The organism is Clostridium paraputrificum AGR2156, assembly GCF_000424025.1.
GTDB classification, from domain to species: Bacteria; Bacillota; Clostridia; order Clostridiales; family Clostridiaceae; genus Clostridium; species Clostridium paraputrificum.
Map to the genome: position 1 here is coordinate 352,394 of NZ_KE384122.1, position 15,597 is coordinate 367,990.

Here is a 15,597-nt window from a genome sequence, read left to right on the forward strand (position 1 = left end):
TAATACTGTAGGATATAGCAGTTTCTAAAGTGGGCAATTAAAATGAAGAGAGAGTTAACTCCAAATGAGGTACTATTTAATGTGGACTTAAATGAGGATGATGATAATAAAATTAGACTCAAGGATATTCCCGAAATAACCTCTGCTTATGAAAAAATAAAGAGAGCTATAAGTATTGATGAAGAAGGTTATAACTTATATATAATAGACTCCTTCTCTAAGGATAAGTTAGAAAATTTAACTAAGTTTATAGAAAACTTGTACAAAAGTGCAGAAGCACCAAGGGATATTTGTTACGCTACTATAAATGATCCTAAGAGACCAGAGCCTATTTTTTTAACTAATGGAAAGGGTGCTAAATTAAAAGAAACTATAGAGAATATTAAGAATAGTTATTATGAAGTGGCTATGGAATTTTATAATACATCGTCTGAATCAGAAAAAGATAGAATTATAGATGAGGTTCATAGCAAAAGGACAAACTATATTGGTGAATTAATGGAGATGGCTAAAATAGATGGCTTCGATGTTAAGGCCACTAATGGAGGTTTCGCTTTTATTCCTTTAAAAGAAGGAGAAGCAATGACAGAAAAGGAATATGATGAATTATCAGAAGAGAGCAAGGATTCTATAGTTTTAAAGGCATCTAATTTAAAGAAAAAGGCAGAAGTTGTTTTGGAGAAGCTTAAGGATATAGAGCTTACTTCCATGAAGAAGCTAAAGGGTATATATGCAGAATTCATGGATGTAGAAATGGAAGATGAAAAAGAAGATTGTTTATTAAATTTCATAGATGATGATGATGCTTATGAATACCTTGAAAAGGTATTTTATAGTATAGAGAAAGAACTAGTTGATTGCTATACTATGAATGTAGAGGACGATGAGTCAGATATTAATGAAGTATTAGATAAGTATGATATATCTGTATTGGTAGATAACACAAATAATAAAAATCCTAGAGTTATTTATGAAGAAGATCCTAATGTGACTAATTTATTTGGAAATATAGAATATGAGAACCATAATGGACTATACTCAACTGATTTATCTTTAATAAATTCTGGTTCAATGCTTCAAGCTAACGAAGGATGTATTATAATTAGACTAAATCAATTGGCAATGAATAATTATAGCTATTATTATTTGAAGAAGACATTAATGTCTGGAAAGGTAAGCATAGATTCATCTAGAGGATATCTAGACATTATTTCTATTAACGGAGTTAAACCTAAAGCTGTGCCTATAAATGTAAAGGTAATTTTAATTGGCGACTATGAGAGCTATGATATTTTATATAATGCAGATGAAGATTTTAAATCATTATTCCCAATAAGAGTTGAGTTTTCTAATTACGTAAAAAACCAACCTATAAAAGGAAAAGTTTTAAAAGATTATATTTTAGAAAGAGGAAAAAAGCATTATATAAACAAAGTAAGTGATGATGCAATAAAAGAAATAATAAAATATTTATCTAGGGTGGCAGAGTGTAGAGGAAAGATATGTATTGAAGATAAGAATATAGATAGACTTCTTATATTAGCTAATAATATGGCAGAGCTAGATGGTAGAGAAATTATATCAGATAAGGACATAAGAAATGTTGCATATGAAAAGTCCTTAATTGAAGATGAAATACTAGAGATGTATGAAGATAGTAAGATAATTTTAACACTAAGTGGCGAGAAAGTAGGAGCTATAAATGGACTTGCTGTATTAAGTTCTGGATATTATACTTTTGGAAAGCCTATGAGACTTACCTGTGTAGCATGTAAAGGTGAAGGTAAGATATTAGATATTCAAAAGGAAAGTAATATGTCAGGAAGTATCCATGAAAAATCTATAAATATCTTAAGCGGCTTACTAAGTAATTTAATAATTCCTTATGAAAAGTTACCTGTAGATTTTCATTTAAGCTTTGAACAAACCTATGGACAAATAGATGGTGATAGTGCATCAGTTGCAGAAATACTTTGTATACTTTCGGCTTTAAGTAAAGTTGGAATAAAGCAGAATATTGCAGTTACAGGGTCTATAAATCAATTTGGAGAGGTTCAAGCTATAGGTGGAGTAAATGAAAAGATAGAGGGATTCTACAAGGTTTGCAAACTATTAGGTGATAGCAAAGATAAGGGAGTATTAATTCCTATAACTAATAGTGAGGATTTAGTTCTTAATAAGGAAGTTGAAGAAGCTATAGAAAAGGGTGAGTTCCATATTTATACAATGGAGAATTTACAGGATGCTATAGAGGTTATGATGTTAGATAGTAAAACATCATATAAAGATTTATTTAAGATAATAGAAAAAGAAGTTGAGAAGTATAAGGGAAAATCTAAATAGAAATATTTAAAGGGATTGTATCAAAAATGTTGTTTGTTTTTGATATAATCCTTTTTAACTTATATCTAGGTTAATATTAAGAAAGGTTAGTTCTAAATAGTAAATGTAACAATAGAAACAGAGAAAGTCGAAACATCTGTAGGGATATAATGGTATAACAATGTGAAAAATAAAGATTTTATTATTAAAATATATTATATTACAGAAAATAGGAATAAAATTACATGTAAACATTGACTTAACATAATTATATATGCTAAAATATGGAAAAAGGGCCTGAGGAGGAGGTGAAGTACTCTAAGGAAATCTTTAGAGTAAATTATATATGTATCTAAAGTTTGAAAAAAGTAATAATACATTAATAGCGAACTTAATTGGTGAATTAGATCATCATAGCGCAGAAGAAGTAAGAGCGAAGATAGATGATAGAATAGAAAGAGAAAATGCTCAAAGGTTAATTTTAAACTTTGGTGGAGTGACATTTATGGATAGCTCCGGTATAGGAGTAGTTGTTGGAAGATTTAAAAAGATGACGTCTAGAGGTGGTGCTCTATGCGTTGTCGATGTAAGTAGAGGAGTTAACAGAGTATTTGAATTGTCTGGGTTATTTAAAATTATCAATCACTATAGAGATGTTGATGAAGCATTGAAGTGCATTTGATGGAGGGGTTTTCATGTATGATAATAAAATAAAAATTGAATTTGAAAGTAAGTCCCAAAATGAGGGCTTTGCAAGAGTAGCAATAGCAGCATTTGTTTCTCAACTAGATCCAACAATAGAAGAAATTACAGATGTAAAAACAGCAGTATCAGAAGCTGTTACAAACTCTATAATTCATGGATATGAAAATAAAAAGGATGGAATAGTTGTTATAGAAGCAATGTTGTCTGGTAATGACATAACTATAATTATTTCAGATAATGGTAAAGGGATTAAAGATGTAAGTCAAGCTAGAGAACCATTATTTACATCTAGACCAGATTTAGAAAGATCAGGGATGGGTTTCACCGTAATGGAAACATTTATGGATAGCCTTCAAGTTGAAAGCCAAGAAGGAAGAGGTACAAGGGTGGTATTAAAGAAGAAATTTGATTCAGTAAGTTAGGTGAAAAAAAGATGGAGAAAGGGAATTTTAAACGAGAGGAATACAATTATGATGATAACTCTCAGCTGCTTCCATTAGCTAAGGCTGGAGATGAAGTAGCTATGAATAGACTTATAGAAATGAACCTTCCACTTGTATCTTCATTAAGTAAAAAGTTTTTAAATAGAGGATATGATTATGAGGATATATTTCAAATTGGCTCTATAGGGTTAGTCAAAGCAATAAAAAACTTTGATGCATCATTTAATGTGAAGTTTTCTACTTATGCAGTTCCAATGATTGTAGGGGAAATCAAGAGATTTCTAAGAGATGACGGGATGATAAAAGTAAGTAGAAATATTAAGAGTCTTGCAAGAAAGATTCATTTCGATAAGGAAGAATTAACGAAACAGCTAGACAGAGAACCAACAATTGAGGAACTATCTGAGTATTCAGGTATAGAAAAAGAAGATTTAGTTTTTGCTGTTGAATCAGCATCTAGTTTACAATACTTATATGATACTATACACCAAGATGATGGAGCACCTGTATTGCTTATAGATAAGTTAAGTGAAAAAGGTGTAGAAGATAACGATATGATTGATAAAATTGCACTTAAAGAAGCATTAAGGTCTTTAGATGAGAAGTCTAGACAAATAATTATGCTTAGATATTTTAAAGATAAAACTCAAGTGCAAGTAGCAAAGATGCTAGGAATAAGCCAAGTTCAGGTATCTAGAATTGAAAAGAAAGTTTTAAATGTAATGAGAGATAAATTACAGGATTAAAAAAGGTTGTTGCTAAAAGCGACAACCTTTTTTTCCTTACCTTTAGTACGCGTGGGGTGGATGTTTGTTTCTATGTGACTTGGAGCTTGGGACGGAACAAGCAAAATAAATATCCGCTACATCTTTTTTACCATTCTCCAGGATAAGCAATTACATGAACTGTAACTTTTCTTCTTCCAAAGGCATAACATTCTTCTTGCGTATTCATAAATAGGTCTATTTTCATTTCTTTAATTGCTCCACCAGTATCTGCTGCTATAGCATATCCATACCCAGGAATATATAATTTACTACCTAAAGGAATAACATTCTTATCTACAGCTACTGTACTTAGTCCATTAGAATCTCTAACAGGTTTTGTACCCATAGCAGTAATTCCGTGACCATAATAGGCAGTTGCTTCCATTTGATAAGTTGCTTTATAAGAAGTATTGTTATCATCATTTGATGAATTAGAATTATCATTCATTAATGATAATTTATATTTTGCTTCTAATATAGCAGAATTTATTTTTGATTTTACAGAAGTAGTAGATATTTGTGGTAATAATCCCTTTAAATTAACAATTGCGTCATTAAGTTGTCTATAAGTAGGATTATCTGAATAAACTACAGATAATTGATGAGAAATTAACTTTTCTTCATTTTCTTTTATCTTATTAGCAATCTTCTCTTTTTCACTTAATAAGTCTGCCTTTTTTTTATCAACTTCAGCTTTCTTTTCTTTAGTTAAAGAAAGTTTTTTATTAATATCTTCATTTATAGCTTGAAGATTTTCTTGCTTATGATTAATAGCTTCTGAAGACTTTTCTAGTTCTGACATTTTTGCTTTATTATCTTCTATAAGTTTTTTATCCATTTTGATTATAGATTGGTAAGCATAAAGCCTGTCTGACATTTCAGAAAAACTATTAGATTCTAGTAATGATAGTAAAACTGTAATATTTGCAGTACTACCGTTCTTATACATTTCTCTTATTCTATGAGAAAGAACCTCCTCATTTTCTGATATTTCTATTTTTAAACCATCTATTTTATTTTCAATAGTTTGTATTTCTTTTTTTGTTTTTTGTATTTCAAGTTCGTTATTTTTTATATCTTTTTCAATGCTATATATTTCATCATTTAACTTTGAAATTTCATTATCTATATCTTTTAGAGAGGATGAAATTTCATTAAAATCACTTCTGTTTTGATCTAATTCTTTTGTAGCGAAAGCTCTTGAAGATATACTAAATACAAAAAATATACTCAAAAATAAAGTGAAGACTTTTTTCTTCATAACTACCTCCTTTAGAATTTAGATTTTCAATATTAAAGCAAATAAGCTTATTCTATTATTTTTATGATAACATATTCACAAAAAAAGGACAAAGGTTAGTAACAGTGGTTATTTTACCATAAACTTTCTGATTTAGAATGGATTTTTTACAAATACTATGAGTAGCAATTCTAAAAGGAGTGTGACAATTTATGGTCAGAGAAAGAAGTATTATTCAAAGGTTTCAGACCTTAGAGAAGGAAGTAGAACCTAAACCACAGATAGTAAAAAATTGTATAAGAGCATTTTTAGTTGGAGGCTTAATATGTGATTTAGGTCAAGTTATAATGACTGTTTTAAAAAATTATGATTTTTCAAAGGATGAAATAGGAGCTATAACGTCAATTTGTATGGTTTTCTTAGGAGCACTACTTACAGGTGTTGGAATATATGATAAAATTGCAACTTATGCTGGTGCTGGAACAGTAGTGCCTATAACTGGATTTTCTAATGCTATAGTAGCACCTGCCATTGAATTCAAAAAGGAAGGTTTTGTTTTTGGAGTTGCTGCAAAAATGTTTACTATTGCTGGACCAGTTCTAGTTTATGGAATTGGATCGTCGGTTATTGTAGGAATTGTTTATTATATATTTACTAAACTTTAAAGAGGAGGTATGAAAATGGGTATGCAATCAATTAAGAGAAGAGGTACACAAACTATAGAGTTATCTCATCCTCCTAAAATAATTTCAACTTATTCTATAGTAGGACCTAAGGAAGGGCAAGGACCATTAAAAACATATTTTGATGAAGTATTAAATGATGATACATGTGGAAAAGATAGTTATGAAAAAGCAGAAAGTGATATGATGTTTAATGCAATAAAAGAATCTATAAAAAGGGCTGGTTTACAGCAAAGTGATATAAATTATTTATTTGCAGGAGATTTATTAAATCAAATAATATCATCAAGCTTTGCTGCAAGAGAATTTGAAATTCCTTTCTTTGGTCTTTATGGAGCTTGTTCAACAATGTCAGAATCCTTAAGTTTGGCATCATTAATTATGGATGGAGGTTTCGCTGATTACGTTGTAGCAGCAACATCTTCCCATTTTAGTGCAGCTGAAAGACAATTTAGATTTCCTTTAGAGTATGGAGCTCAGAGATCTCAAACAGCTCAGTGGACTGTAACAGGTGCGGGAGCTATGGTTTTAGGAAAAGAAGGAGATTTTCCAGAGGTAAGATATGTTACAACTGGTCTTGTAAAAGATTATGGTGTTATGGATGCTAACAATATGGGAGCTGCAATGACACCAGCAGCAGTAGATACAATTTATAAGCACTTTAAAGATACAGGAAGAACACCAAAGGATTATGATATCATTGCAACTGGTGACCTAGGAAGAGTAGGAAAACAAATGACTGATAAGCTTTTGTTGGAATACGGATATGATATGAGAGATAACCATATTGATTGTGGAGATATTATATTTAATAGTGAAGCACAAAATACTGATGCAGGTGGAAGTGGATGTGGATGTTCTGCTGTAGTTGCTTCAGGATATTTATATAAGAAATTAATGAGAAAAGAAATAAAGAGTGTTTTATTAGTATCAACAGGAGCGTTAATGAGCACCACTTCTTCTCTTCAAGGAGAAAGTATTCCAGGAATTGCTCATGCTGTTGCTATTGAAATGAATCAATAAGGAGATGGTTTTCTTTGGAATTTATTAAGGCGTTTATTGTTGGAGGATTAATATGTGTTGTAGCTCAGATATTAATGGATACTACAAAGCTTACTCCAGCTAGAATTTTAGTTATATTTGTAACTTTAGGTACTATACTTGGTGCCTTTGGGATATATGATAAAATAGTTGATTTTGGGGGAGCAGGGGCAACTATTCCATTACCTGGCTTTGGAAATACCTTAGCAAAGTCTGCTATAAAAGCAGTGGATGAATCAGGATTATTAGGTGCATTTACTGGAGGAATAACAGGTGCTGCAGGAGGAATAACAGCTGCAATCTTCTTTGGATATATAATGGCACTTATATTTAATCCTAAAACTAAAAAATAAAATGATAAAAGATGAGGAAAAAAAGACTATCCTCGTCTTTTATTTATGTGTATAGTTATATTATAGATTATTAAAGAAGTTAATTTTCTAGGGATTGGGGGAGAAGACTTGAATTTCTATTATAACAATACATGGAAGTTTATTATTGAAAAATTAAGTAGTGATGTACATAAAGGCTTGTCAGAGGAGTTGGTTCCTAAAAGAAGAGAAGCATGTGGAGATAATAAAATAAAGTTACCACTTGGAAGCGGTGGGATTTTTTCATACATAAAAGAACTAATAAGTATATATTTATTTATTTGTTTATTTATAGATATATTTCTTTTAGTGAATAAAAGTTATGTGCTAGCATTATTTGTTACTATTATATTCTTCTCAAATATTTTCTTAAGGTGGTTAAATATTTACCAGAAGAAAAAGCAAGTGGAATTTTTACAAAATATAAATTACACAACTGTTTCTGTACTTAGAGATGGAGTTGAAAAAATTGTTAAAGCAGAAGATTTGGTTGTTGGAGATATAGTTTATGTAAGAAAAGGATCACTTATAGCAGCTGATATGAGAGTCATTAGGGCTCATGATATTAAAGTTGATGAGAAGAATGTAACTGGAGAGCACTTTCTAAAGGACAAGTATGAGAGCAAGATAGATGGAGAAGTATCATCTATTAGTGAGATGAAAAATATCTTGTTTAAGGGAACAGTTATAAAAGAAGGTGAAGGTGCAGGTATAGTAATATCTACAGGGAATAACACTCAGCTTGGTAAACTTTTAACTGTAATGAATTATGCTAATAATAATAAGAACACTCTTAGATCTATGTTAGATAAGAATATAAATAAATTATATCTATTTATCTCCTTTGTAAGTCTTATAATCTATCTATTAAATAAAGAAATTTTATCTGTTTCATTATTTTTATTAGGAATTATACCTGTAGAATTAATATTAAATACATCTATTTATATCTTGAAAAAAGATCTTAATAAGGATGGAATTGATCTTATTAATACATCTACCTTAGAGTTAGTAAAAGATTTAGAAATACTATTTTTAGATAAGGTAGGCTCAATAACTTTAAATAAGATGGTTGTGAAGGGCATAGTATCAAATAATAAGTTATATGATATAGATAAAATAGATTATAAAAAAGATATTAATATTAATAGACTTATGGATATTCTTTTATTATGTAATAACTCTACTTATAACATTGAAACAGATACAGGTAGTGGTGATTTAAGCGAAATTGCATATATACGTTTTGCTTCTAATAATAGGATATATAAATCTTTATTAGATAGTAAGCATAAAAGAATGTTTGAAGTACCTATGGATTCTGATAAAAGAATGCTAACAACTTTAAATAAATCTAAAAAGGGGTATAGAGCAAATATAAAGGGAGATGTAGACAAGGTACTTGAGAGATGTACTCATATAATGATAGATGGTTTAGAAAAAGAAATTACAAATGAAGATATTAAGATGATAAAAGCCTTAGATTTTAATTATTCTGTAGAAGGTCTTAAAACACAGGGAGTTGCTTATAGAAGTTTTAATTATCAACCATCCCTTTCAGAAAATGTTGAAAGTAATTTAGTGTTTGTTGGAATAGTTGCATTAGAAAATCCTATTATTGATGATGTGGACAAACAAATTCTTAATATAAAACAAAGAGGAATAATACCTATACTGTTTACAGATGACAATAAAATAGCAGCAACTGCTATAGGGCAAAAAACCAGATTGATATCAGACCCATCGTTAGTTATTTCGGGAGTAGAATTAGACTCCTTATCCAAAGAAGAGCTAATTGGAGTTCTGTCTAAAGCTAAAATATTTTCAAGGGTAAATCCTGAAATAAAAAGTAAAATAGTAGGGTTATTTAATCAGGATGGTTATAAGGTAGGGGTTGCAGGTGAAACCTTAGGAGATTTATCTTCTTTAGGTATAGCTAAAGTAGGGATAAGCAAAGGTAAAGCACCAGAGATAGTAAAGAAAGTTTCTGACTTATTTATAAAAGATAATTACTTGAATAAATTTTTAAATCTTTTTGATGTATCACAAAGTTTTATGAAGAACTTATATTCATGTGAAAAAATAACATTAATGTTTTTATTGTCTCAGCTAATATCATTAAATCTTATATCATTAATTGATTATAAAGTTGGGGGGGATTTCATTCCTGTACTTATTACTAACTTAGTTATTTTTTCAATTTTAACAGTTGGAGTTTTAAAATATGGACTTAAGAGTGAGGGGATAGGTCTTAGTATAGTTAAAATATTAGCATGTAGTGTGCTAACATTTTTGGCATCTTATATTATAAAAGGGCAATGTGAGATTGTATTTTTAATAGTCTTTACAGGTAGCTTATTAATAAATATTATTATAAATTTAAAAACAAGATTATTTGATATTAATATAGGTAGTATTTTACTTTATTCAACTATTTTTATATGGATTTTATCAATTGGTATATTTGGAATATTTAATGATGTCTCATTTACTTTATATGAATTGACAAGCTTAGTAATTATATTAGTTATATACTTAATAATTGAATTAATTGTAAAAAAGGTGGCAAGTATAAATTAATGAGGTGAAAAGTCTATGTTTATTGAGAATATAGAAAAAGTGAAAAACCCCATTATTTATATAACTCTATCTTTTATGGTGAGTTCTGTTTTTTATGGAATTTTTGATGAATATAGATGGTTAGCATTTTTTTCTGCTAGCCTCTTTTTTATATTCATTGTTTTAAATACTAATAAAGAATTTTTTGTAGTAATATTTGTTTTATTCCTAATTGGTATAGTTATTAATTCTAATTTTTACAGGGTAAATTTAGAAGAGAAGTTTATAGGAACCATAAGGGTTGTAGAGGAAAAAAGATACTATAACATTGTGAAATACAGGGGGAAGAGAGTTAAAGTAAACAGTAAAGAAAATTTAGAATTAGGAGATAGAGCTAAGATTTCTGGAGTTTTTAAGAAGGACATAAATAAAGAAGATGGTACAGTTGGAGCCTTAGAAATAGAAAATCAAAAAGTATTGAACAAAGATATTTTAGGAAATATCTATTCTATAAGAAAAACAGTTTACAACAAACTTAAAGAAAATCTAGGGCAAAGAAAAGCTGCTTTAGTATCATCATTATCCTTTGGATATTCTGAGTTTTTAGATACTGAAGATAAGGAAGATATGAGGAACTTAGGGATAATTCACGCAATAAGTGTATCTGGTCTTCATGTTAGTATTATATTTTTATCTCTAAAAAAGCTTTTTGGTAATAAGTTTGCTATAGTTTTAAGTTGTCTTTATGTTATTTTAACTGGTGTTCCCTTTTCCTCTTTAAGAGCATTAATAATGATAGTATGCTCATCTTCAGCAATATCTTTAAAGAAAAGCTATAATCCTTTAGGTGGATTATCCTTAAGTGCATTAATTATAATTCTATTAAAACCCTATGCAATATTTCAGTTAGGATTTATTTTATCCTTTGGAGCCACTTTAGGGATAATATTATTTTCTAATAAAATAAGTAGATATTTATATAAGTTACCTAAATATATTGCTAATACTATAGCTTTGTCAATTGGCGCACAAGCCTTTACTTTACCTGTAATGATTATAGTTTTTAAAGAATTTTCCATGTGGTTTTTAATAGGAAATATTCTAGTTATACCTATATTAAACTTCATAATAATATTGGGGAGTTTATGCATGGTTATTTCTTTTATTCCATCTATATTTGATTTCTTTAGTTTTGTACTATTAAAGAGTATAGATTTATTAGACTATCTTATAGAAGAGTTATATGCTTTCAGCAATACAAGTTTTATTTCCCATAAAAGTTTGGCGATTATTTACATGTCAATGTTAATAAGCTTTTATTTTATATGGAAAGGACATAAAAAGTTTATTGCATTTCCTATTATTTCTTTTTTCTGCGTTTCAATTTTCATATATAGTCCATTTTTAAAGTTTGATTATTTAAGAGAGGGTGGTTTATTGTTGTCCTATAGAGGAGAGAGGACAATAGTAACTAATAAAAGAAACATAGATATAGGGAAGCTTAAAAAAGAAAACTTGGCTCAAAGTAGTATTTTAGAAGGAAAGAATATAAGAATATCTGATAGTATAAAGTTAAAAAGTAATAACAAGAATTTTATTCTTAAACTTAATGAGGATGAGTATTTGCTTAGGATTAATAATAGGTCAAAGATAGAAGAAAATTGTGATATAATAGATTTCGTAGAAGGAAATGTACGAGGGATTATTATTTTTGATAATAAAATATTTACATATTAATATATAAGTCGGAAAGGCGGATTACTTTGATTACTTATGATATATTTGAAAAGGAAGTTAAACAGAACTCCATTAAAAATTCTTATATATTTTGTGGCTTAGATGAAGAATTAATAAAAGATGGAGTGAATTTATTAACTAAACCTTTTTTGGAAGATGGATTTGGAGATCTTAATTATATAAAGTTAGATGGTTTAACTACCACAATGGATGATATTTTAAATGCCTGTGAAACAATGCCTTTCATGAGTGAAAAGAAAGTTGTATTAGTGTATAGAGCTAATTTTTTAAAGGATAAGACAGATAGTAGTAGTACAAAGATGTATAATACCATTAAAGATTATTTAAAGGATGTTCCTCCTCATACTTTATTAGTAATGTACTATGTTTTTGGAGATAAGAGAGAAACTGCTAAAAAAAATAAAAAGTTAATGGCTTTAGATAAAATAACTACAATAGTTCAATTTGATAAGTTAAAAAGGGATAGATACTATAAAAAAATAGAAGATATATTTATAGAGTCTGGAGCAAAGATTGGTAAGATTGAAGTAAGATACTTTGCAGAAAAGGTGCAAAATAACTTCGATATAATAAAAAGAGAAGTAGATAAGTTGGTTAATTATGCAAATGGAAGAGATATAAAAAAAGAAGATATAGATAAGTTACTTCCTTCAAAAAGTGAAGAGGATATATTTGATCTTGTAGATTTAATATCCCAAAGGAAAATAGAAAGAGCCATAGATATTATGGATGACCTTTTATTTAAGGCAGATCAACATATGCTTATTATAACCTCTATTGAATTACAGTTTAAAAAACTATATGGAATAAAGGTTGGATTATCTCAAGGAAAAAGAGTTGAAGATTTTATGTCTGAACTAAGGGTTCCTGCATTTGTATGTGAGAAGCTTATTAATTTGAGTTCTAAGTTTTCAATAAGACAGTTAGAAGGACTACTTAAATTGTGTATAGAAACTGAAAATAGATTAAAAAGTAGTGGAATAGATAAGACTATGGAACTTGAACTACTATTATTAAATACATTAATGGTAAAAAAATAAAAGTATTGTATGGATTTATACAATACTTTTTTCTTATAAAAAGTAAATAACCGACCTATATAGGTCGGTTTATACAATTACGCCATAGCGTTTAACTTTGCAGCTAATCTTGACTTCTTTCTAGCAGCCATGTTCTTATGGATAACTCCCTTTTGAGCAGCCATATCGATAGCCTTAGTAACACCTACAAATGAAGTTTTAGCTTCTTCAGCGTTGTTAGCTTGAACAGCAGCTTCGAACTTCTTTATAGTAGTCTTTAACGCTGACTTAACCATTCTGTTTTGTAAAGTCTTAGTTTGAGTAACTTTAATTCTCTTCTTTGCTGATTTAATATTTGCCATTCTTAATTCACCCCCTCTAAATTTTATAGGGCCTCTGCAGTTTTTGGGGAAATCTGCGTACGAGTCATATTCAACACACCATATTATAGCATTGAAAGTTTCTATATTCAAGTATTAAATTTATGTAAAACGGAAAAATACAAATGAGACTATTATTGTGATGAGGTGGAGTAATGATAAATGTAAGAACAGACTTAGCTATTGAATCTAGAGATTTTTATAAAGAACAGAATAAATCGGATATTGATGGTGTTATTGTAACAGAAGAAGAGGTAGAAGGAACTATAGTGACTACGGTGGAAATTACCAATGAAGATGGAGCAGACAAGATGGGAAAACCTATAGGAACTTATATAACTTTAGATATTCCAGAGTATACAGCTTATGATGGAGAGCTTATGGATGGTGTTTCAAAGGTGCTTGGAGTAACTTTGAAAAATCTAGCAGGAATAAAGGAGAATGAAACAGCATTAGTTGTAGGTCTTGGAAATTGGCAGGTAACACCTGATGCTTTAGGGCCAAAGGTTGTAGAAGGAATTATGGTAACAAGGCATTTAAAGGCAGTTATGCCGGAGGCTATTGATGATAGTGTTATTCCAGTAGCAGCTATAGCACCTGGTGTTTTAGGAGTAACAGGCATTGAAACTGGAGAAATAATTAAGTCTTTGGTAGAAAAGATAAAGCCAGATTTAGTGGTTTGTATTGATGCACTAGCTTCTAGAAAGGTAGAAAGAGTAAATAAGACCATACAAATAAGTGATGCAGGAATATCTCCAGGTGCTGGAGTTGGAAATAATAGAATGAAAATAAATGAAGAAACACTAGGAGTTAAGGTGATAGCAATAGGTGTTCCTACAGTGGTGCATGCATCAACTATAGCTAATGATACTATAGATTTAGTATTAGATAACTTTATAAATCAAGCAGAAGAGGGAAAAGAGTTCTTTAATATGCTTAAAAATATTGACAGAAATGAAAAAGGTGCATTGATAAGAGAAGTATTAGAACCTTTTGTGGGAGATTTAGTTGTTACACCAAAAGAGATTGATTTAATGATAGAGTCATTATCAAAAATTATATCTAATGGAATTAATATAGCACTGCAACCTAATATGACAATGGAAGATATAAATAAATTTTTAAATTAGAATAAAACAATAATAATTATGTAAAACCCTCATATAAATATTAAAGTAATAATATTTAAGGCTAGGGGGTTATAAAGATATGTATAAAAAAGGAATAAAGAAACCAGGGATAGGGCCTAAAATAAATATTGGTATAGTAGTTTTGTTAGCTTGTATTACCTTATTTGCATTTAGAGTATATAAGGTTCTAATATCTAGTAATGAAAGAGGGGGCTATGCATATGTTCAAATGCTAAATTTTGGATTGCCGCTGTTTGAGGAACAGGCTTATGATGAATCGGATTATCATGAAAGTAGTATGACCTTAAAAAATGTATGCTTAGAAGCTTTAGGGCTAAACAATTTAAGTCATTTTGGAATAATAAACAATGAGATAAGCTTTTTTAAGCAAGGTTTTAGTGAACAAGATGCAAGTATTGCATCTATAACAGTAAATCCATTTTTCTTAAATGATGAATCAGTTTCAAAAGTAGAGCCTACTGAGTCAAAGGTAAGTGGGGTTTATGATAAAAGTTTAAAAACAAATATAGATCATTCAAAACCTAGGGTTTTAATATACCATACCCATACTACAGAAGGTTATTCAGATGGACCTAGTGATACAGTGGATAATAGTAAGAATGTAGTGGGGATTGGAGAAGAATTAACTAGGATTTTAGAAAATGATTATGGTATTTCAGTAATACATGATAAGACTAATCATTATTTGTCTTTTACAACCTGTTATGAGGTATCGGGAAATACAGTTAAATCATATTTGAAAAAGTATGGAGATTTTGATTTAATTATAGACTTGCATAGGGATGGTGGCCCTCAGAAAAAGACAGTAACAGCAAATATTAATAATGAAGATGTTGCTAAGATAATGTTTGTATTAGGGCAAAATAGTGGTAGATATGCGGCTAATAAAGCGTTAGTAGACGAGTTTGAAGGAAAGGCTAATGAGTTGTTTCCTGGACTAATAAGACAAAGGACAGATTATAAAAGAGCAAAATGTGGTCCAAATCTTGGTTTGTCAGATGGATCTTTGTTAATAGAATGTGGAGGTAATGTTAATACCACGCAAGAAGCAATGAATACAGCGAAATATATTGCAAGATTAATAGCTGAACATTTAAATAGGAAATAGATGTATAAAAATATTCTTAATGAGCATCCTTAAAGATATAAAATTATCTT

14 protein-coding genes are annotated in these 15,597 nt (G+C 29.4%); 12 read left to right on the forward strand and 2 right to left on the reverse strand.

The genetic code is table 11. The annotated features are described in order from the left end of the window. Nucleotides 1-42: 42 nt before the first annotated feature. From G594_RS0116505 to sigF, 4 genes are all read left to right on the forward strand, one after another. Nucleotides 43-2,343, forward strand: coding sequence for an AAA family ATPase (locus tag G594_RS0116505; RefSeq protein WP_027099552.1), 2,301 nt, complete (start codon nt 43-45; stop codon nt 2,341-2,343). A 325-nt stretch (nt 2,344-2,668) separates the two neighbouring features. Then, the gene (spoIIAA, locus tag G594_RS0116510; protein ID WP_027099553.1) at nt 2,669-3,004 is read left to right on the forward strand and encodes an anti-sigma F factor antagonist; all 336 of its coding nucleotides are present in this window, start codon (nt 2,669-2,671) and stop codon (nt 3,002-3,004) included. Nucleotides 3,005-3,017: 13 nt separating this feature from the next. After that, the gene (gene spoIIAB, locus G594_RS0116515; RefSeq protein ID WP_027099554.1) at nt 3,018-3,449 is read left to right on the forward strand and encodes an anti-sigma F factor; all 432 of its coding nucleotides are present in this window, start codon (nt 3,018-3,020) and stop codon (nt 3,447-3,449) included. Between the two features lie 11 nt (nt 3,450-3,460). Next, nucleotides 3,461-4,216 carry an RNA polymerase sporulation sigma factor SigF gene (gene sigF, locus G594_RS0116520; protein ID WP_027099555.1) on the forward strand — a complete coding sequence of 252 codons (756 nt, stop codon included), beginning with the start codon at nt 3,461-3,463 and terminating at the stop codon, nt 4,214-4,216. Nucleotides 4,217-4,343: 127 nt separating this feature from the next. Here the strand turns inward: sigF and G594_RS19295 are convergent, their stop codons facing one another. Then, nucleotides 4,344-5,498: a 3D domain-containing protein gene (locus tag G594_RS19295; protein WP_051196067.1), complete on the reverse strand. Its 1,155-nt coding sequence runs from the start codon at nt 5,496-5,498 to the stop codon at nt 4,344-4,346. Between the two features lie 191 nt (nt 5,499-5,689). On the opposite strand from G594_RS19295, the gene spoVAC reads away from it, so the two are divergent. The 6 genes from spoVAC (at nt 5,690) to holA (ending at nt 12,929) form a co-directional block, all read left to right on the forward strand. Continuing rightward, entirely contained in the window at nt 5,690-6,142 is a 453-nt protein-coding gene (gene spoVAC / locus G594_RS0116530) for a stage V sporulation protein AC (protein ID WP_027099557.1), read from the forward strand. Between the two features lie 21 nt (nt 6,143-6,163). After that, complete coding sequence (gene spoVAD / locus G594_RS0116535) at nt 6,164-7,183, forward strand: stage V sporulation protein AD (RefSeq protein ID WP_396334856.1); 1,020 nt, start codon at nt 6,164-6,166, stop codon at nt 7,181-7,183. Between the two features lie 14 nt (nt 7,184-7,197). Next, on the forward strand, nt 7,198-7,554 hold the full coding sequence (gene spoVAE, locus G594_RS0116540) for a stage V sporulation protein AE (RefSeq protein ID WP_027099559.1): 357 nt from the start codon (nt 7,198-7,200) through the stop codon (nt 7,552-7,554). A 108-nt stretch (nt 7,555-7,662) separates the two neighbouring features. Then, nucleotides 7,663-10,152, forward strand: a complete 2,490-nt coding sequence (locus tag G594_RS0116545) for an HAD-IC family P-type ATPase (RefSeq protein WP_027099560.1) — start codon at nt 7,663-7,665, stop codon at nt 10,150-10,152. A 15-nt stretch (nt 10,153-10,167) separates the two neighbouring features. Continuing rightward, complete coding sequence (locus tag G594_RS0116550) at nt 10,168-11,868, forward strand: ComEC/Rec2 family competence protein (RefSeq protein WP_051196068.1); 1,701 nt, start codon at nt 10,168-10,170, stop codon at nt 11,866-11,868. Between the two features lie 26 nt (nt 11,869-11,894). Further along, the gene (gene holA / locus G594_RS0116555) at nt 11,895-12,929 is read left to right on the forward strand and encodes a DNA polymerase III subunit delta (RefSeq protein WP_027099562.1); all 1,035 of its coding nucleotides are present in this window, start codon (nt 11,895-11,897) and stop codon (nt 12,927-12,929) included. A 77-nt stretch (nt 12,930-13,006) separates the two neighbouring features. On the opposite strand, the gene rpsT is transcribed toward holA, so the two are convergent. Next, nucleotides 13,007-13,270: a 30S ribosomal protein S20 gene (rpsT, locus tag G594_RS0116560; RefSeq protein WP_027099563.1), complete on the reverse strand. Its 264-nt coding sequence runs from the start codon at nt 13,268-13,270 to the stop codon at nt 13,007-13,009. A 173-nt stretch (nt 13,271-13,443) separates the two neighbouring features. Between rpsT and gpr the strand changes: the two genes are divergently transcribed. Next, entirely contained in the window at nt 13,444-14,418 is a 975-nt protein-coding gene (gpr, locus tag G594_RS0116565; RefSeq protein ID WP_027099564.1) for a GPR endopeptidase, read from the forward strand. A gap of 79 nt (nt 14,419-14,497) precedes the next feature. Next, a complete protein-coding gene (locus tag G594_RS0116570) occupies nt 14,498-15,547 on the forward strand; it encodes a stage II sporulation protein P (protein ID WP_034867013.1) in 1,050 nt (349 codons plus the stop codon). Nucleotides 15,548-15,597 lie beyond the last annotated feature (50 nt).